16 protein-coding genes are annotated in these 17,453 nt (G+C 61.3%); all 16 read left to right on the top strand.

The annotated features are described in order from the left end of the window. Positions 1–52: 52 nt before the first annotated feature. The gene (locus tag ACA069_RS03140; protein ID WP_497616277.1) at positions 53–1,432 is read left to right on the top strand and encodes a PepSY-associated TM helix domain-containing protein; all 1,380 of its coding nucleotides are present in this window, start codon (positions 53–55) and stop codon (positions 1,430–1,432) included. A 150-nt stretch (positions 1,433–1,582) separates the two neighbouring features. After that, complete coding sequence (locus ACA069_RS03135) at positions 1,583–3,706, top strand: TonB-dependent receptor (RefSeq protein WP_497616276.1); 2,124 nt, start codon at positions 1,583–1,585, stop codon at positions 3,704–3,706. A gap of 221 nt (positions 3,707–3,927) precedes the next feature. Then, on the top strand, positions 3,928–4,716 hold the full coding sequence (locus ACA069_RS03130) for an ABC transporter ATP-binding protein (protein WP_401265964.1): 789 nt from the start codon (positions 3,928–3,930) through the stop codon (positions 4,714–4,716). Then, complete coding sequence (locus ACA069_RS03125; protein ID WP_497616274.1) at positions 4,713–5,660, top strand: ABC transporter substrate-binding protein; 948 nt, start codon at positions 4,713–4,715, stop codon at positions 5,658–5,660. The genes ACA069_RS03130 and ACA069_RS03125 overlap by 4 nt, the downstream gene beginning before the upstream one ends. Continuing rightward, positions 5,657–6,667 (top strand): FecCD family ABC transporter permease, encoded by a 1,011-nt coding sequence (locus ACA069_RS03120; protein ID WP_489880668.1) that lies wholly within the window; start codon positions 5,657–5,659, stop codon positions 6,665–6,667. The genes ACA069_RS03125 and ACA069_RS03120 overlap by 4 nt, the downstream gene beginning before the upstream one ends. Positions 6,668–6,977: 310 nt before the next feature. Beyond that, on the top strand, positions 6,978–8,243 hold the full coding sequence (urtA, locus tag ACA069_RS03115; protein WP_054044050.1) for an urea ABC transporter substrate-binding protein: 1,266 nt from the start codon (positions 6,978–6,980) through the stop codon (positions 8,241–8,243). A 238-nt stretch (positions 8,244–8,481) separates the two neighbouring features. Then, on the top strand, positions 8,482–9,984 hold the full coding sequence (urtB, locus tag ACA069_RS03110; protein WP_497616271.1) for an urea ABC transporter permease subunit UrtB: 1,503 nt from the start codon (positions 8,482–8,484) through the stop codon (positions 9,982–9,984). Then, positions 9,984–11,063 carry an urea ABC transporter permease subunit UrtC gene (urtC, locus tag ACA069_RS03105; RefSeq protein ID WP_187678548.1) on the top strand — a complete coding sequence of 360 codons (1,080 nt, stop codon included), beginning with the start codon at positions 9,984–9,986 and terminating at the stop codon, positions 11,061–11,063. Before urtB ends, urtC begins: the two co-directional genes overlap by 1 nt. Further along, a complete protein-coding gene (gene urtD / locus ACA069_RS03100) occupies positions 11,060–11,929 on the top strand; it encodes an urea ABC transporter ATP-binding protein UrtD (protein WP_008078129.1) in 870 nt (289 codons plus the stop codon). Before urtC ends, urtD begins: the two co-directional genes overlap by 4 nt. A gap of 117 nt (positions 11,930–12,046) precedes the next feature. Beyond that, positions 12,047–12,745: an urea ABC transporter ATP-binding subunit UrtE gene (urtE, locus tag ACA069_RS03095; protein WP_129438890.1), complete on the top strand. Its 699-nt coding sequence runs from the start codon at positions 12,047–12,049 to the stop codon at positions 12,743–12,745. A 30-nt stretch (positions 12,746–12,775) separates the two neighbouring features. Then, positions 12,776–13,615: an urease accessory protein UreD gene (locus ACA069_RS03090; protein WP_497616269.1), complete on the top strand. Its 840-nt coding sequence runs from the start codon at positions 12,776–12,778 to the stop codon at positions 13,613–13,615. A gap of 157 nt (positions 13,616–13,772) precedes the next feature. Further along, positions 13,773–14,075, top strand: a complete 303-nt coding sequence (gene ureA, locus ACA069_RS03085) for an urease subunit gamma (RefSeq protein ID WP_008085431.1) — start codon at positions 13,773–13,775, stop codon at positions 14,073–14,075. A gap of 9 nt (positions 14,076–14,084) precedes the next feature. Further along, the gene (locus ACA069_RS03080) at positions 14,085–14,618 is read left to right on the top strand and encodes a GNAT family N-acetyltransferase (RefSeq protein WP_187678550.1); all 534 of its coding nucleotides are present in this window, start codon (positions 14,085–14,087) and stop codon (positions 14,616–14,618) included. A 5-nt stretch (positions 14,619–14,623) separates the two neighbouring features. Next, positions 14,624–15,157 carry a GNAT family N-acetyltransferase gene (locus ACA069_RS03075; RefSeq protein WP_497616267.1) on the top strand — a complete coding sequence of 178 codons (534 nt, stop codon included), beginning with the start codon at positions 14,624–14,626 and terminating at the stop codon, positions 15,155–15,157. After that, complete coding sequence (locus tag ACA069_RS03070; protein ID WP_007915947.1) at positions 15,157–15,462, top strand: urease subunit beta; 306 nt, start codon at positions 15,157–15,159, stop codon at positions 15,460–15,462. The genes ACA069_RS03075 and ACA069_RS03070 overlap by 1 nt, the downstream gene beginning before the upstream one ends. Before the next feature lie 156 nt (positions 15,463–15,618). After that, a complete protein-coding gene (ureC, locus tag ACA069_RS03065) occupies positions 15,619–17,319 on the top strand; it encodes an urease subunit alpha (RefSeq protein ID WP_401265940.1) in 1,701 nt (566 codons plus the stop codon). The last annotated feature ends 134 nt before the right edge of the window (positions 17,320–17,453 follow it).

The raw sequence follows: 17,453 nt of genomic DNA, 5'->3' as shown, positions 1-17,453 counted from the left end.
GCTGCAACCGCAAAAGACAACTAAAAGATCCAAGCCAAGCGGAGCAAACGTGATGCAAAAGCCCAAACCGAATTTCTACAACCTGGCCTGGCGTTGGCATTTTTATGCCGGATTGTTCGTCGCGCCCTTCATGGTGATGCTATCGCTGACCGGCATCATCTATCTGTTCAAACCGCAGCTCGATTCGCTGATGTACAGCAGTTTGCTCAACGTCCCGGCCGGGCATCACACGGTGCCGGCCGATGACCTGCTGCAACGGGTGAAAAGTGCTTATCCACAAGGCCAGATCACTCAGTATCTGCCGCCGGTAAATGCCGAACGCAGCGCGCAATTTGTCGTGAAGAACGCCGGCGACGAACTCAACGTGTTCATTGATCCGTACCACGGCGACATCCTCGGCGAGCAGGATGCCAAGCAGAATCTGCAAGCCATCGCCCGGGCGATTCACGGCGAATTGATGATCGGCACGGTCGGTGACCGTCTCATCGAAATGGCTGCCGGCTGGGGTGTGGTGCTGGTGGTGTCGGGACTGTTCCTGTGGTGGCCGCGTGGCCAGGCGGCGGGAATTTTGTGGCCACGGCTGAACAGTCGCGGGCGTGTGTTGTGGCGTGATCTGCACGCGGTCACCGGGTTCTGGGGCGCGACCCTGTTGCTGGTGATGCTGCTCAGCGGCATGACCTGGACCGGCTTCTGGGGCAAGCAATACGCGCAGGTGTGGAACGTGTTCCCGGCCGCCATGTGGAACAACGTGCCGACCTCTGACGTCGAGGCCCGCAGCCTCAACAGCGCGACACGCCAGACCGTGCCATGGGCGATGGAAAACACGCCGATGCCAATGTCCGGCGACCATGCCGAACACATGGCCCACGGCAGCGCAAATGCAGGCCCCGCCGCGCCAACCATCAGCCTGCAAGACGTGCAGAACATCGCCACTGAACGCAAGGTCGAACCGGGCTACAGCATCACCCTGCCGACCACCGCCACCGGCGTTTTCACCATCGCCGTGTTCGCCGATGACCCGCGCAACGACGCGACCCTGCACGTCGATCAATACACCGGCAAAGTCCTCGCCGATGTGCGCTTCGAGCAGTACGGCACAGTGGCCCGCGCCACGGAAATCGGCGTGATGCTCCATGAAGGCAAGATGTTCGGCACCTTCAACCAGATCGTCGTGCTGCTGATCTGCCTGATGATCCTGCTCAGCGCCGTCAGTGGCGTAGTGATCTGGTGGAAACGCCGACCACAGGGCAAATTCGGCGTGCCGCCGCTGCGTCATGATTTGCCGAAGTGGAAAACCGGGGTGGTGATCATGCTCGCGCTGGCGTTGATTTTTCCGCTGGTGGGGGCTTCGCTGGTGGTGGTCTGGTTGCTTGATCGACTGCTGCTGTCGCGGTTTGGCGGGCAACCTGAATCTGCCTCACCTTCATCATGAGTCCACCGAGATGCGCGTTTTAGAGAGGTCTATAAAATGCCGGCCTTATAAGTCGGTGTTTTTTAGTGTTACTGTATAACCATAATTCACCATTCTGCCCGCAGCCAAAAGCTGCGGGCATTCTTTTGAAGAAGTGATTCACCATCCCCGATGAACAAGTACCTCTTGTCCAGCCTCTGCCTGTTCGGCCTGAACAACGCCCATGCCGACAACCAGGCGCTGACGCTGCCCACCGGCACCATCAGCGCACCGGCCATCGACGACGCAAGCGTCAGCCTGACCACGCCAACCACCGCCGGCTCGCGCCTGAACCTCAACGCCATGCAAACTCCGGCCAGCGTCGAAAGCCTCAGCGGCGAACAGGTCCGCGCCCGGGGTGATCGCAGCGTGCAGGACGCGGTGTCGCGCAGCACCGGCATCAGCCGCACCGGTACGCCGGGCGATGGCGGCACCTCGTTGCAGGCCCGGGGTTTTACCGGGCAGAGTTCAGTGATGCAGTTGTATGACGGCAATCGCCTGTACAGCGGCATGGGCACGGTGACGTTCCCGGTCGATACCTGGTCAGTGCAGCGCGTCGATGTGCTGCGCGGCCCGGCTTCAGTGCTGTACGGCGAAGGCGCGACGGGTGCGGTGGTCAACGTGATCCCGAAGAAGCCGCTCGAAGGTGAAATCGAAAACCACGCGCGCGTCGGCTATGGCTCCTACGACACTCAGCAACAGGCCTTCGACAGCGGCGGTTCGCTGAGCGATACCCTGAGCTACCGCCTCAATCTCAATCGTCTGCGCAGCAACGGCTGGATCGATCGCGGCGATTCGTCCAGTGACTTCATCAGCGCTGCCCTGCGCTGGCAGGCCACTGATGATCTGGCGTTTACCCTCGCCCACGACTACGGCGACCAGCGCCCGCAGAATTACTTCGGCACGCCGCTGATCAACGGCCACTTCAAGGACAGCCTGCGCAACAAAAACTACAACGTGCGTGACGACAAGCAGCACTACAACGATCAATGGACGCGCCTGACCAGCGACTGGCAGATCAACGATGACGTCAGCGCCAGCAACGAGTTCTACTACCTCAAGGCCCAGCGCCGCTGGCAGAACGCCGAGAACGTCAACTTCGACGCGGGCAGTCAGCAACTGAGTCGCAGCGGTTACTTCGGCATCGGCCACAAGCAGGAACAGGTTGGTGATCGTCAGACGTTCACCTTCAAGCACTCGCTGTTCGGCCTCGATAGCCAGACCGTCACCGGCGTCGATTACAACCGCATCCGCTTCCAGCTCGACAGCAACTCGCCGTTCAACGACGTGCTGCCGAACGGTCAGCCATTGGATCTGGATCACCCACAAAGCGGGTATTTCGAGAGTGCCGATCCGTACCGCGATCAGTTCGACAGCACCACCAGACAGATGTCGGCGTTCGCCGAAAACCGCACGCAGTTGAGCGAGCGCTGGTCGTTGGTGACCGGCGTGCGTCGCGATTATGTGCATGTCGGTCGTAACGACTTGACCGATGGCAGCCAGAGCGACCAGACCCTGACCGGCAACAACTGGAAGGCCGGCCTGGTGTTTGCGCTGACGCCCGAGACGTCGTTCTACGGCCAAGTGGCAACCAGCACTGATGGCATCGGCGGCTTGATCTCTCTGAGCCCGAGCCAGCAGCAATACGATCTATCGACCGCCCGCCAGACGGAAATCGGCCTGAAGCAGTTGTTCTGGGATCAGCGTGGCGAGTTCACGCTGGCGGCGTATCGCATCGTCAAAAAGAAACTGCTGACTGACGATCCGGGCAACCCGACGCTCAAGCAGCAGGTCGGCCAGCAATCGTCCAACGGACTTGAAGCCAGCCTTGATCTGCAACTGCCGAACGCCTGGCAACTGCAGGCCAACGCCGCAATTGTGAAGGCCAGGTACGACGACTTCTCGGAAGTGGTCAACGGGCAAACCCTGTCGTATAACGGCAACCGCCCGTTGGACGTGCCGCGACGCACCGCCAATCTGTGGCTGAACAAAGCGCTTAGCGATGACCTGAAGGCCGGTGCGGGCGTGCGCTATGTCGATGCACGTTACGCCGATATGGCCAACCGTAACGAGTTGCCGAGTTACACCGTGGTGGATGCGACAATGTCGTGGCAGGCCTTGCGTAACACGACCTTGGGTTTGCAGGTGAACAATCTGTTTGACCGCCGGTATGCGCAAAGCCAATACAATGGCGGGCAGCAGTGGATCCTTGGCGAGCCGAGGTCGTTTTTTGTCACCGCTGATTACACCTTTTGATCGAAGAATGCTGCCCCTCACCCTAGCCCTCTCCCGGAGGGAGAGGGGACTGACCGTGTTGTCTGGACAAGTTGCACCGACCTGAAAGACCGAGTCGAGCTCAGGCTCGAAAAGCATGAAGATCGGCTCCCTTTCCCCCTCTCCCCCCTGGGGGAGAGGGCTGGGGTGAGGGGGATGGATCTACCGAAAAAACATGAAATCGAGAACACACCGAACGCCCTATGACGTCACTCACCCTCACTGATCTCGCCTGGACACCCCTGGGCCACGGCCACTGCCATCACCAGTTCCAGCTGCGTGACGCCTCCTTGCAGGTGGCCGCCGGTGAGTTCGTCGGGCTGATCGGCCCCAACGGCAGCGGCAAGACCAGCCTGTTGCGATGCGCCTACCGCTTCAGCCAACCGGAACACGGCGAGGTCAAACTCGATCACTACAACGTGTGGAAACAATCCTCTCGCTGGTGCGCGCAACGCATCGCGGTGGTCTTGCAGGAGTTCCCCGACGCTTTCGGCCTGACCGTGGAAGAAGTCGTCGCCATGGGCCGCACGCCGCACAAAGGTCTGTTCGACGGCGAAACCCTTGAGGATCGAAACCTCGCGACCCAGGCGCTCAAATCCGTCGGTCTCGAAGGCTTCGAAGACCATGCCTTCGCCACGCTGTCGGGCGGTGAGAAACAGCGCGTAATCCTGGCCCGCGCCCTGACCCAGCAACCACAACTGCTGATCCTCGACGAGCCGACCAACCACCTCGACCCGCGTTATCAGCTGGAGCTGCTGCAACTGGTCAAACGCTTGCAGATCGGCACCCTCGCCAGCATCCACGACCTGAACCTGGCCGCCGCGTTCTGCGACCGACTGTACGTGATCGACCACGGCCGCATCGTCGCCAGCGGCACACCGCAAGAAGTCCTCACCACTGAATTGCTGCGCGACGTTTTCGGCGTCGAGGCATTGATCGACTCTCACCCCCTTCACGGCTACCCGCGAATCACCTGGATAACCCGACCATGACTGTGCGTTCCCTGCTTTGCGTCGCTCTTTTGCTGTGCAGTGCCCAAGCGTTGGCCGAGGCCACGAAGTACCCACTGACCGTTCAAAGCTGCAACCGCGAAGTGACCTTTAAAGAAGCACCCAAACACGCGGTCAGCCATGACATCAACATGACCCAGATGATGCTCGCCCTCGGCCTCAAATCGCGGATGGCCGGTTACAGCGGCGTCAGTGGCTGGAAGTCGGTCACCCCTGAGATGCAGTCGCTCCTCGACGGCCTACCGGAGTTGGCAGCGAAGTACCCGTCGGTGGAAACCCTGCTCAACGCCAACGTCGATTTCTTCTTCGCCGGGTGGGATTACGGCATGCGCGTGGGCGGCGATCTCACGCCGCAAACCCTGCAACCGCTGGGCATCAACGTCTATGAGCTGACCGAGTCCTGCGCGTTCGTGATGAAGCGCCCCGCCGCGACCCTGGACGACACCTACAACGACCTGCGCAACCTCGGCAAAATCTTCGACGTGCAGGATCGCGCCAATGCGCTGATCGCCCAGATGCAGGCGCAAGTCGCGCAAGTGCGCAAAGACCTGCCCGCCGATAAGCCCCGCGTGTTCCTCTACGACAGCGGCGAAGACCGCGCCATGACCTCCGGCCGCCTCGGCATGCCGCAAGCGCTGATCGATGCGGCGGGTGGGCGCAACATTCTCGAGAACGTAGAAGCGAGCTGGACGCGGGTCAACTGGGAGACCGTGGTCGAACACAATCCGCAGGTCATCGTGATCGTCGACTACAGCGAAATCACCGCCGAGCAGAAGATTGAATTCCTGCTGAAGAACAAAGCCCTGCAATCGATCGACGCGATCAAGAATCAGCGTTTCATCGTCATCCCGTACGTGCAGGCCACGCCGGGGATCGACAACGTGCTGGCCGTTGAAACCCTGGCCAAAGGTTTCCACGGCCAATGATCAACCGTCGCTACGCCCTGTTGCTGATTGCCCTCGGCGCCGTGTTGCTGGTGTCGTGCGTGGTGTCGCTCGGCTTCGGGCCCGCGCGGGTGCCGGTCGATGTGGTGTGGCGGATTTTGCTGCACAAGGCGTTTGGTTTTGGCGAGGTGAGCTGGAGCGCTGGGCAGGAACATATCGTATGGCTGATCCGCGTGCCGCGCATGTTGCTCGGGGCGCTGGTGGGTGCCGGGTTGGCGCTGATCGGCGCGGTGCTGCAAGCGGTGACGCGTAATCCTCTGGCGGATCCGCATCTGCTCGGCGTCACCTCCGGGGCGACGTTGGGCGCGGTGATTGTGGTGCTGCATGTCGGTGAAATCATCGGCCTGCTGACCTTGCCGATCGCGGCGTTTATCGGCGCGTTGCTGAGCATGCTGGTGGTGCTGGCGATAGCCAGTCGGCATGGCCGGCTCGACAGCGATCGCTTGCTGCTGTGCGGTGTGGCGGTGTCGTTCGTGATGATGGCGATCGCCAATTTGCTGCTGTTCATGGGCGACCACCGCGCCAGTTCAGCAGTGATGTTCTGGATGCTCGGCGGACTTGGGCTGGCGCGTTGGGAGTTGCTCGCGGTGCCGGCGGCCAGCGTGTTGCTCGGGTTGATCTTGCTGTTGGGCATGGCGCGTCCGTTGAACGCGTTGATGGCCGGCGAACAGACCGCCGTCACCCTCGGCCTGAATGCCCGGTCGGTGCGTCTGCGGGTGTTCGTCATCGCTTCGTTGATGACCGGGGTGCTGGTGTCGATCAGCGGCTCCATCGGTTTTGTTGGGCTGATGGTGCCGCACATTGCGCGGCGCCTCGTCGGCGCCGAACACCGGCGATTGCTGCCGGTGTGCGTGCTGATCGGCAGTGTGTTCCTGATCTGGGTCGACGTTGCCGCCCGCACAATGATCGCCCCCGAAGACCTGCCCATCGGCGTCGCCACCGCGGCCATTGGCGGGCTGTTCTTCATCGGCCTGATGCGCCGCCGCTGACCCAACACCCCCCTCCCCACTGTAGGAGCTGCCGAAGGCTGCGATATTTTGATTTTTTGCTTAAAAGACAAGATCAAAAGATCGCAGCCTTCGGCAGCTCCTACAGGGATCGGTTCGCGCCCCAATCTGGCGCGGCCGCCTGCACCAACGCTCCACGAGCGTCCCTTCATGGTGCATCGCAATCGCGCGCAAGCGCTCTAAACCGACATTTTCCTGCCCAAACCCGACCGGGCACAGCCCTTGCAAAACACCCTTCAGTCGTCCGCATCTGCCAACCATAAAAAACTTTAACGTTCATGGAGATCGCACAATGAAGCGTCGCAGTTTGATCAAGGCTTTCACACTCACGGCATCCATTGCCGCGATGGGCATGACCTGGACAGTCCAGGCCGCCGAGACCATCAAGGTCGGGATTCTGCATTCGTTGTCCGGCACCATGGCGATCTCCGAAACATCGCTCAAAGACATGGCGCTGATGACCATCGACGAGATCAACGCCAAGGGCGGCGTCAACGGCAAGATGCTTGAACCTGTGGTGGTCGACCCGGCGTCGAACTGGCCGCTGTTCGCCGAAAAGGGCCGGCAGTTGCTGACCCAGGACAAGGTAGCGGTGGTGTTCGGTTGCTGGACTTCGGTGTCGCGCAAATCGGTATTGCCGGTGTTTGAAGAACTCAACGGTCTGCTGTTCTACCCGGTGCAATACGAAGGCGAAGAGATGTCGCCGAACGTGTTCTACACCGGCGCCGCGCCGAACCAGCAAGCGATCCCGGCGGTTGAATACCTGATGAGCGAAGAAGGCGGCAGCGCCAAGCGCTACTTCCTGCTCGGCACCGACTACGTCTACCCGCGCACCACCAACAAGATCCTGCGTTCGTTCCTGCACTCCAAAGGCGTGGCCGACAAGGACATTGAAGAGGTCTACACCCCGTTCGGTCACAGCGACTATCAAACCATCGTTGCCAACATCAAAAAGTTCTCGGCTGGCGGCAAGACTGCCGTTATCTCCACAGTCAACGGCGACTCCAACGTGCCGTTCTATAAAGAGCTGGCCAACCAGGGTCTGAAGGCGACTGACGTACCGGTCGTGGCGTTCTCGGTCGGCGAAGAAGAACTGCGCGGCATCGACACCAAACCGCTGGTGGGCAACCTCGCGGCGTGGAACTACTTCGAGTCGGTGGAGAACCCGCAGAACAAGAAATTCGTCGCGGACTGGAAAGCCTACGCGAAGAAACACAACCTGCCGGGCGCCGACAAAGCGGTGACCAACGACCCGATGGAAGCCACTTACGTCGGCATCCACATGTGGGCGCAAGCAGCTGAGAAAGCCAAGTCCACCGACGTCGACAAAGTCCGCGAAGCGCTGGCCGGCCAGACCTTCGCCGCACCGTCTGGCTATACGCTGACCATGGACAAGACCAATCACCACCTGCACAAACCGGTAATGATCGGCGAGATTCAGGCCGATGGTCAGTTCAACGTGGTCTGGCAGACCGAAGGGCCGATCCGCGCCCAGCCGTGGAGCCCGTTCATCGATGGCAACGACAAGAAGCCGGATTATGCGGTGAAGAGCAACTGAGTCACTGGATGTCAGCCTTGCGCTTGGCGTGGGGCTGATGCAATTCCCCTGTGGGAGCGGGCTTTTGTGGCGAGGGGATTTATCCCCGATGGGTTGCGAAGCAGCCCCCAATCCAGCAGTCGCGGTGTATCAGATTGATCGCGTCGACTGATTTCGCGACTGCTTCGCAGCCGATCGGGGATAAGTCCCCTCGCCACAAAGGCTCGCTCCCACAATGTCCGCGTCAAGGCGACTGACTATGCCCACTGCCCTCTACCGTTTTATCTGCGCCATCGCACTGTTGCTGCCGATGGCCACCCACGCCGGCGACGCCGAAGACTTCGTCGCGGCCAATCCCATGCAACAGGCCAAACTGCTCGAAGCCTGGGCCGCGCAGCCCGACCCGGCCCGTATCGAACTGATCAACGCCCTGCAACAAGGCGAACTGACCGTCGACGGCCAACCAAAAACCCTGCGCCTGAACAACCGCCTGCGGGGTCTGATCGACACCGCCATGGCCAGCCACCAATTGCTCGCCGCCGACGCCAAAATCCGTCTGACTGCCGCGCAGCAATTGCAGAAAAGCGCGAAACCCGCGCAGCTGAAATTCCTCGACCAGCAACTCGCTGGCGAAAAAGATGAAAGTGTCCACGCCGCTCTGAGCCTGGCGTTAGCCAATCTGCAATTGGTCGATACCGATCCGGCGGTGCGTCTGGCCGCCGTGCGTCTGCTCGGTGAAACCGGCGACCCACTGGCCCGCACCCGCCTCGAAGGCTTGCTCGAACCCGGCGTCGAAGGCGATGCTGGCGTGCGCACGGCCGCCGAAACCAGCCTCGCCCAGGTCAAACGCAAACTGCTGATCGGCGAAATACTCGGTCAGGCATTCAGCGGTATGTCGCTCGGTTCGATCCTGCTGCTGGCGGCCCTCGGCCTGGCGATCACTTTCGGCTTGCTCGGCGTGATCAACATGGCCCACGGCGAGATGCTGATGCTCGGTGCCTACTCGACGTATGTGGTGCAGCTGATGTTCCAGCGTTACGCCCCGCAGGCCATCGAGTTCTATCCGCTGATCGCGCTGCCGGTGGCGTTTTTCGTCACCGCCGCCATCGGCATGGCGCTGGAGCGCACGGTGATTCGCCACCTCTACGGGCGACCACTGGAAACATTGCTCGCGACGTGGGGCATCAGCCTGATGCTGATTCAGCTGGTGCGCCTGCTGTTCGGTGCGCAAAACGTCGAAGTGGCGAACCCGGAGTGGCTGTCCGGCGGCATTCAAGTGCTGCCGAATCTGGTGCTGCCGTACAACCGCATCGTCATCATCGCCTTCGCGCTGTTTGTGGTTGTCCTCACCTGGCTGCTGCTGAACAAGACTCGCCTGGGCCTCAACGTCCGCGCGGTCACCCAGAACCGCAACATGGCCGCTTGCTGCGGTGTGCCGACCGGACGCGTCGACATGCTCGCCTTCGGACTTGGCTCGGGCATCGCCGGCCTCGGTGGTGTAGCGCTGAGCCAGATTGGCAACGTCGGCCCGGACCTGGGTCAGAGCTACATCATCGACTCGTTCCTCGTGGTGGTGCTCGGAGGTGTTGGCCAGTTGGCCGGCAGCGTGCTCGCGGCGTTCGGCCTCGGTATCGCCAACAAGATCCTTGAACCGCAGATCGGTGCGGTGCTCGGCAAGATCCTGATCCTCGCGCTGATCATTCTGTTTATCCAGAAACGTCCGCAAGGCCTCTTCGCACTGAAAGGACGGGTGATCGACTGATGAACCAGCCTCTGTTAGTCACGGCCACGCAAAAGGCCGGCCCGAAAGTCACGATTGCCATCGGCGCGGTGATTCTCGCGTTACTGATCGCATTGCCGTTGCTGTCGCTGTTGTCGCCGGACAGCGCGCTGCACGTCTCCGCTTACACCCTGACGCTGGTCGGCAAAATCCTCTGCTACGCCATCGTCGCCCTGGCGCTGGATCTGGTCTGGGGTTACGCCGGTCTGTTGTCTCTTGGCCACGGTTTGTTCTTTGCGCTTGGCGGTTATGCGATGGGCATGTACCTGATGCGTCAGGCCGCCGGTGATGGCTTGCCGGCGTTCATGACCTTCCTGTCGTGGACGGAGTTGCCGTGGTACTGGACCGGCACGAGCAGCTTTGTCTGGGCCATGTGCCTGGTGGTGTTGGCGCCGGGTTTGCTGGCGCTGGTGTTCGGCTTCTTCGCCTTCCGTTCGCGGATCAAGGGCGTGTACTTCTCGATCATGACCCAGGCCCTGACCTTCGCCGGCATGCTCCTGTTTTTCCGCAACGAGACCGGGTTTGGCGGCAACAACGGCTTCACCAATTTCCGTACGATTCTGGGCTTCGGCATCACTGAACCGGGCACTCGCGCGGTGCTGTTTCTGGCGACCGTACTGCTGCTGGTGGCGAGTCTGTTTATCGGCTGGCGTCTGGCGCAGAGCAAGTTCGGCCGGGTGCTGACCGCGCTGCGCGATGCGGAAAACCGTCTGATGTTCTGCGGCTACGATCCGCGTGGTTTCAAGCTGTTCGTCTGGGTACTGAGCGCGGTGCTGTGCGGTTTGGCCGGTGCGCTGTATGTGCCGCAAGTGGGGATCATCAACCCGAGCGAAATGTCGCCGACCAACTCGATCGAAGCGGCAGTCTGGGTCGCCCTTGGCGGTCGTGGCACGCTGATCGGGCCTTTGCTCGGCGCCGGTGTGGTCAACGGCATGAAGAGCTGGTTCACCGTGGCTTTCCCGGAATACTGGCTGTTCTTCCTCGGCGCGCTGTTCATCGTCGTGACCCTGTACCTGCCCAAAGGCGTGATCGGTCTGCTGAAGAAACGAGGTGAATCATGAGAGTCACGGCAAGCGCTGAATTCATGCTGGAGCCAGCCTTCTTCCCCGTCGAGCCGAACAAGGACGCCGGCACCAGCCGCGATTCCATCGGCCTCGGCCAACGCGTCGGCCCGGGCCTAGATACCCGCCACGGCACGATCCTGACCCTGGAAGACATCAGTGTCAGCTTCGACGGCTTCCGCGCGTTGAACAATCTGAACCTGTACATCGGCGTCGGCGAGTTGCGCTGCATCATCGGCCCCAACGGCGCGGGCAAGACCACGCTGATGGACGTGATCACCGGCAAGACCCGCCCCAGCCACGGCAAGGCATGGTTCGGCGAAACCCTCGACCTGACACAGATGAGCGAAGTGCAGATTGCCCAGGCTGGCATCGGCCGCAAGTTCCAGAAACCGACGGTGTTTGAAGCGCTGAGCGTGTTTGAAAACCTCGAACTGGCGCAGAAGACCGACAAGTCGGTGTGGGCCAGTTTGCGGGCACGGTTGAGTGGTGAGCAGAAAGATCGCATCAGCGAAGTGCTGGAGACCATTCGCCTGACCACCTCGGTCAATCGCCCGGCGGGCCTGTTGTCCCACGGCCAAAAGCAGTTCCTGGAAATCGGCATGTTGCTGATGCAAGACCCGCAACTGCTGCTGCTCGACGAGCCGGTGGCGGGCATGACCGATGCCGAAACCGAGTTCACCGCCGAGTTGTTCAAGTCGCTGGCAGGCAAGCATTCGCTGATGGTGGTGGAACACGACATGGGCTTTGTCGGCTCGATTGCCGACCATGTGACGGTGTTGCACCAGGGCAGCGTGCTGGCCGAAGGGTCGCTTGAGCAGGTGCAGGAAAACGAGCGGGTGATCGAGGTTTACCTCGGCCGCTGACTTTCCCCTGTAGGAGCTGCCGGAGGCTGCGATCTTTTGATCTTGCTCTTCCACAACAAGATCAAAAGATCGCAGCCTTCGGCAGCTCCTACATTGGGACTTGAGGAGAATTTGAGAATGCTGCAAGTCGACAAGCTGCACCAGTATTACGGCGGTAGCCACATCCTGCGCGGCCTCACGTTTGACGTGAAGGTCGGCGAAGTCACCTGCCTGCTCGGCCGTAACGGCGTGGGCAAGACCACCCTGCTCAAATGCCTGATGGGCCTGTTGCCGGCCAAGGAAGGCGCAGTGAATTGGGAAGGCAAACCGATCACCACGTTCAAGCCACACCAGCGGGTACACGCCGGTATCGCTTATGTGCCACAGGGCCGGGAGATTTTCGGGCGGCTGACGGTGGAGGAAAACCTGCTGATGGGCCTGTCGCGTTTTCCCGGCGCCGAGGCCAAGGAAGTCCCTGCGTTCATCTACGAACTGTTCCCGGTGCTGTTGCAAATGAAGCAGCGTCGGGGCGGTGACTTGTCCGGTGGCCAGCAACAACAGCTTGCGATTGGCCGCGCACTGGCCAGCCGTCCGCGCTTGCTGATCCTCGACGAACCCACCGAAGGCATTCAGCCGTCGGTGATCAAGGAGATCGGCGCGGTGATCAAGAAACTGGCGGCTCGCGGCGACATGGCGATTCTGCTGGTCGAGCAGTTCTACGATTTCGCCGCCGAACTGGCCGATCAATACCTGGTGATGTCCCGGGGTGAGATCGTCCAGCAGGGTCGCGGAGAAAATATGGAGGCCGAGGGTGTGCGTGGGCTGGTAACCATCTAACCTGTAGCTTCCTAACGATAATTAGAAAATATGAACTCGACTGTCTCACCTGCCCTGTTTACCCCGAGCTGGCACGCCGAGCTGGAGCTGGCCTACGCCCGTTTCGGCGACTGCACGCGCCCGGTCATGCGCCGCCACCTCGGCCCGCTGCGGGTGCAAAAGCATCTGTACGCCGAGGGCCCTGAGGTCTGTCAGCACATCATCGTCCACCCACCGGGCGGGATTGCCGGCGGTGATCGGCTCGATATCAGCGCCCGTGTCGAACAAGACGCCTGGGCACAGATCACCAGCCCCGGCGCAGCCAAGTGGTATCGCGCGGCGGGCCCCGCTTATCAGAAGCTCGACTTGAAGGTGGCTGCCGGGGCGACACTGGAATGGTTGCCGCAAGAGACCATCGTCTACAGCGCTGCGCAGGCTGAACTGACCACCTCGATCGATCTTGAGGGTGATGCGCGGCTGTTCTACTGGGATGTGGTTGCGCTGGGTCGACCGGCCAGTGGCGAGCGTTTCGACCTCGGGCATTTTCAATCGCACCTGGATATTCGTCGCGATGGTCGATTGCTCTGGCATGAGCGTCAGCGCATTGTCGGCGGTGACGGTTTGCTCGATTCGCCGATCGGGCTGGACGGGCAACCGGTGTTTGCGACGCTGTTGGTCACTGGCGAAATTGATGCCGAACTGCTGGAGCGCTGCCGCTCGCTGGGGCATGAAGTGCGCGGGGATCTGACGCAGCTGCCGGGGCTTTTGGTTGCCAGGTGTCTGGCCAGTGAGGCGTTGTTGGCGCGAGGCTGGTTGATTGATCTGTGGCGATTGCTCAGACCCGCCCTGCTCGGTCGCGAGGCCATGCCCCCACGAATCTGGAACACCTGAAATGCAATCTAATGTGGGAGCGAGCCTGCTCGCGAAAGCGTCATGTCAGCCAACAAATTCGCTGAATATGAGTCCGTATTCGCGAGCAGGCTCGCTCCCACAGGGATCTGTGCCAACAGTCCCGACTCTTTTCAATCTGCCCTGATGGAAATCCACAATGGACCTGACCCCACGCGAAAAAGACAAGCTGCTGATCTTCACCGCCGGCCTCGTCGCCGAGCGCCGACTGGCTCGCGGTGTGAAGCTCAACTACCCGGAAGCCATGGCCTACATCTCCGCCGCGCTGCTCGAAGGCGCCCGTGACGGCCGGACCGTGGCCGAGCTGATGCACTTCGGCACCACTCTGCTTTCCCGCGAACAAGTGATGGAAGGCATCCCGGAAATGATCCCGGAGATCCAGGTCGAAGCGACGTTTCCCGACGGCACCAAACTGGTGACCGTCCACCAACCGATCGTCTGAGGCCGCGCCATGACTTACAGCATTCGCGATGCGCTGCACGCCGACCTGCCGGCGATCCGCGACATCTACAACGACGCCGTGCTCAACACCACGGCGATCTGGAACGAATCCGCCGTGGACCTCGGCAACCGTCAGGCGTGGTTCAGCGCCCGTCAGTCGCAGGCCTATCCGATTCTGGTGATCTGCGACATCGACAACACAGTGCTCGGCTACGCTTCGTTCGGTGACTGGCGGCCCTTCGACGGCTTCCGCCACACCGTCGAGCATTCGGTTTACGTACGCAGCGACCAACGCGGCAACGGTCTTGGCCCGCAACTGATGACGGCGCTGATCGAGCGGGCAAAAAACTGCGGCAAGCACGTGATGGTGGCCGCCATCGAAAGCGGCAACGCCGCCTCTATTCGTCTGCATGAACGTGCCGGTTTCATCATCACCGGACAGATGCCGCAAGTCGGCACCAAGTTCGGCCGCTGGCTCGATCTGACCTTCATGCAACTGACCCTCAACCCTGGCGCGGAGCCGCCCGAAGCCAACAAGGAGTGACACCGATGAACGCCGCCCAACTGCGCCGCGTCAACGCTGAAAGTTTTGCGCACTATCGTCAGGGCCTGATCGATCTGTTGCTCGATGCGGTGGGCTATGGCGCGAGTGTCGGCTTCATGGCCGACCTCGACGCCGCCCAGGCCCGCGCCTACTTCGATGACGTTCAGGACAACGTCAACAAGGGCAGCGTATTGCTCTGGGTGGTGGTCAAGGACGAGCAGGTGCTGGCCAGCGTGCAACTGGGGCTGTGCCAAAAGGCCAACGGTCTCAATCGCGCCGAGGTGCAGAAACTGCTGGTGCGTGAACACGCCCGTCGTCGCGGCCTCGGCCAACAATTGATGCATGCGCTGGAACTGGAAGCGCCCAAGCACAAGCGCGGCATGCTCTTCCTCGACACCGAGGCCGGCTTCCCCGCTGAAGATTTCTATAAAGCCCTGGGTTACACCCGCGCCGGCGAAATACCCGACTACGCCTGCGACCCGAACGGCACGTATCGACCGACCGCCCTCTACTACAAGATTCTGCAAGGAGCCCAGTGATGATTCCCGGTGAATACCAGATCCAGCCCGGCGACATCGAACTCAACGTCGGCCGCCGCACCGTCAGCCTGAAAGTCGCCAACAGCGGCGACCGGCCGATCCAGGTGGGTTCGCACTATCATTTTTTCGAAACCAACGACGCGCTGACCTTTGATCGCGCGGCCAGCCGTGGCATGCGTCTGAATATTCCGGCCGGCACGGCGGTACGCTTCGAGCCGGGGCAAAGTCGCGAGGTTGAGCTGGTGGATTACGCCGGGCATCGACGGGTGTTCGGTTTTGCCGGGCGGGTCATGGGTGATCTCTGAATTGCGTGCGCACCGCTGCCCCTCACCCCAGCCCTCTCCCGAGGGAGAGGGAGCCGAGCACCGATAGCCGCCACACCGCGATCAGTCCCCTCTCCCTCCGGGAGAGGGCTAGGGTGAGGGTCGACGGCTCACCACTATTTTCCTGAAGGACGCAGCATGAAAATCTCCAGACAAGCCTACGCCGACATGTTCGGCCCCACGGTCGGCGACAAGGTGCGCCTGGCCGATACCGAGCTGTGGATCGAAGTCGAAAAAGACTTCACCACCTACGGCGAAGAAGTGAAATTCGGCGGTGGTAAAGTCATCCGCGACGGCCAGGGCCAGAGTCAACTGCTCGCCGCCGAAGTGGTCGACACACTGATCACCAATGCGCTGATCATCGACCACTGGGGCATCGTCAAAGCCGACGTCGGCCTCAAGGACGGCCGCATCGCCGCGATCGGCAAGGCCGGCAACCCGGACGTGCAGCCCAACGTGAACATCGCCATCGGCGCCAGCACCGAAGTGATCGCTGGCGAAGGCATGATCCTCACCGCTGGCGGCATCGACACGCACATTCACTTCATCTGCCCGCAGCAGATCGAAGAAGCGCTGATGAGTGGCGTCACCACCATGATCGGCGGCGGCACGGGACCTGCCACCGGCACCAACGCCACCACCTGCACCTCGGGCCCATGGCATCTGGCGCGCATGCTCCAGGCCGCCGATGCCTTCCCGATGAACATCGGCCTCACCGGCAAGGGCAACGCCAGCCTGCCGGAGCCGCTGATCGAACAGGTCAAGGCCGGCGCCATCGGCCTTAAGTTGCACGAAGACTGGGGCACCACCCCGGCGAGCATCGACAACTGCCTGAACGTGGCCGACCAGTACGACGTACAAGTGGCGATCCACACCGACACCCTCAATGAATCGGGGTTTGTGGAAACCACCCTCGGCGCCTTCAAGGGCCGCACCATCCACACCTATCACACCGAAGGTGCCGGTGGCGGTCATGCGCCAGACATCATCAAGGCCTGCGGTTTTGCCAACGTGCTGCCGAGTTCGACCAACCCGACCCGGCCGTTCACCCGCAACACCATCGACGAACACCTCGACATGTTGATGGTCTGCCACCACCTCGACCCGAGCATTGCCGAAGACGTGGCGTTCGCCGAGAGCCGCATCCGCCGCGAGACGATTGCCGCCGAAGACATCCTCCATGACCTTGGCGCGTTCTCGATGATCAGTTCCGACAGCCAGGCCATGGGCCGCGTCGGCGAAGTCATCACGCGCACCTGGCAGACCGCCGACAAGATGAAAAAGCAGCGCGGCCCCCTGCCCCAGGACGGTGAAGGCAACGACAACTTCCGCGCCAAACGCTACATCGCCAAATACACGATCAACCCGGCGATCACTCATGGCATCAGCCATGAAGTGGGCTCGATCGAAGTAGGGAAATGGGCGGACCTGGTGCTGTGGCGCCCGGCGTTTTTTGGCGTGAAGCCGACACTGATCCTCAAGGGTGGCGCCATTGCCGCCAGCCTGATGGGTGATGCCAACGCATCGATTCCGACACCGCAACCGGTGCACTACCGCCCGATGTTTGCCAGTTATGGCGGTTCGCTGCACGCTACCAGTCTGACCTTTATCAGTCAGGCCGCGCAGGAGGCCGGGTTGCCGGAAACGCTGGGGCTGAAGAAGAAAATCGCCGTGGTCAAAGGTTGCCGCGAGGTGCAGAAAACCGATCTGATCCACAACGATTACCTGCCGAACATCGATGTCGATCCGCAGACTTACCAGGTCAAGGCCGACGGCGTGTTGCTGTGGTGCGAACCGGCAGACACCCTGCCGATGGCTCAGCGCTATTTCCTGTTCTGACCTCAACGCCATAAAACAGGCCCCGATGCCGTGCCCTGAGCACGGTCTCGGGGCCTTTTTGATGGCGGTAGAAAACCGCCGCACAAACGGTCGTGTATTTCCCGCCAAAGGGACTAATATTCGATTCGCTTCAC

The organism is Pseudomonas sp. LBUM1652 (assembly GCF_059716105.1).
This window is presented reverse-complemented; position numbering and strand designations above follow the sequence as displayed.

What these genes read in the sequence shown, in the direction of transcription:
- ACA069_RS03135 (WP_497616276.1), top strand. Translation starts at nt 1,583, where the DNA reads ATGAACAAGTACCTCTTGTCCAGCCTCTGCCTGTTCGGCCTGAACAAC.
- ACA069_RS03080 (WP_187678550.1), top strand. Translation starts at nt 14,085, where the DNA reads ATGACTTACAGCATTCGCGATGCGCTGCACGCCGACCTGCCGGCGATC.
- ACA069_RS03130 (WP_401265964.1), top strand. Translation starts at nt 3,928, where the DNA reads ATGACGTCACTCACCCTCACTGATCTCGCCTGGACACCCCTGGGCCAC.
- ACA069_RS03090 (WP_497616269.1), top strand. Translation starts at nt 12,776, where the DNA reads ATGAACTCGACTGTCTCACCTGCCCTGTTTACCCCGAGCTGGCACGCC.
- urtC (WP_187678548.1), top strand. Translation starts at nt 9,984, where the DNA reads ATGAACCAGCCTCTGTTAGTCACGGCCACGCAAAAGGCCGGCCCGAAA.
- ACA069_RS03070 (WP_007915947.1), top strand. Translation starts at nt 15,157, where the DNA reads ATGATTCCCGGTGAATACCAGATCCAGCCCGGCGACATCGAACTCAAC.
- ureA (WP_008085431.1), top strand. Translation starts at nt 13,773, where the DNA reads ATGGACCTGACCCCACGCGAAAAAGACAAGCTGCTGATCTTCACCGCC.
- urtD (WP_008078129.1), top strand. Translation starts at nt 11,060, where the DNA reads ATGAGAGTCACGGCAAGCGCTGAATTCATGCTGGAGCCAGCCTTCTTC.
- urtE (WP_129438890.1), top strand. Translation starts at nt 12,047, where the DNA reads ATGCTGCAAGTCGACAAGCTGCACCAGTATTACGGCGGTAGCCACATC.
- urtB (WP_497616271.1), top strand. Translation starts at nt 8,482, where the DNA reads ATGCCCACTGCCCTCTACCGTTTTATCTGCGCCATCGCACTGTTGCTG.
- ACA069_RS03140 (WP_497616277.1), top strand. Translation starts at nt 53, where the DNA reads ATGCAAAAGCCCAAACCGAATTTCTACAACCTGGCCTGGCGTTGGCAT.
- ACA069_RS03075 (WP_497616267.1), top strand. Translation starts at nt 14,624, where the DNA reads ATGAACGCCGCCCAACTGCGCCGCGTCAACGCTGAAAGTTTTGCGCAC.
- ACA069_RS03120 (WP_489880668.1), top strand. Translation starts at nt 5,657, where the DNA reads ATGATCAACCGTCGCTACGCCCTGTTGCTGATTGCCCTCGGCGCCGTG.
- ACA069_RS03125 (WP_497616274.1), top strand. Translation starts at nt 4,713, where the DNA reads ATGACTGTGCGTTCCCTGCTTTGCGTCGCTCTTTTGCTGTGCAGTGCC.
- ureC (WP_401265940.1), top strand. Translation starts at nt 15,619, where the DNA reads ATGAAAATCTCCAGACAAGCCTACGCCGACATGTTCGGCCCCACGGTC.
- urtA (WP_054044050.1), top strand. Translation starts at nt 6,978, where the DNA reads ATGAAGCGTCGCAGTTTGATCAAGGCTTTCACACTCACGGCATCCATT.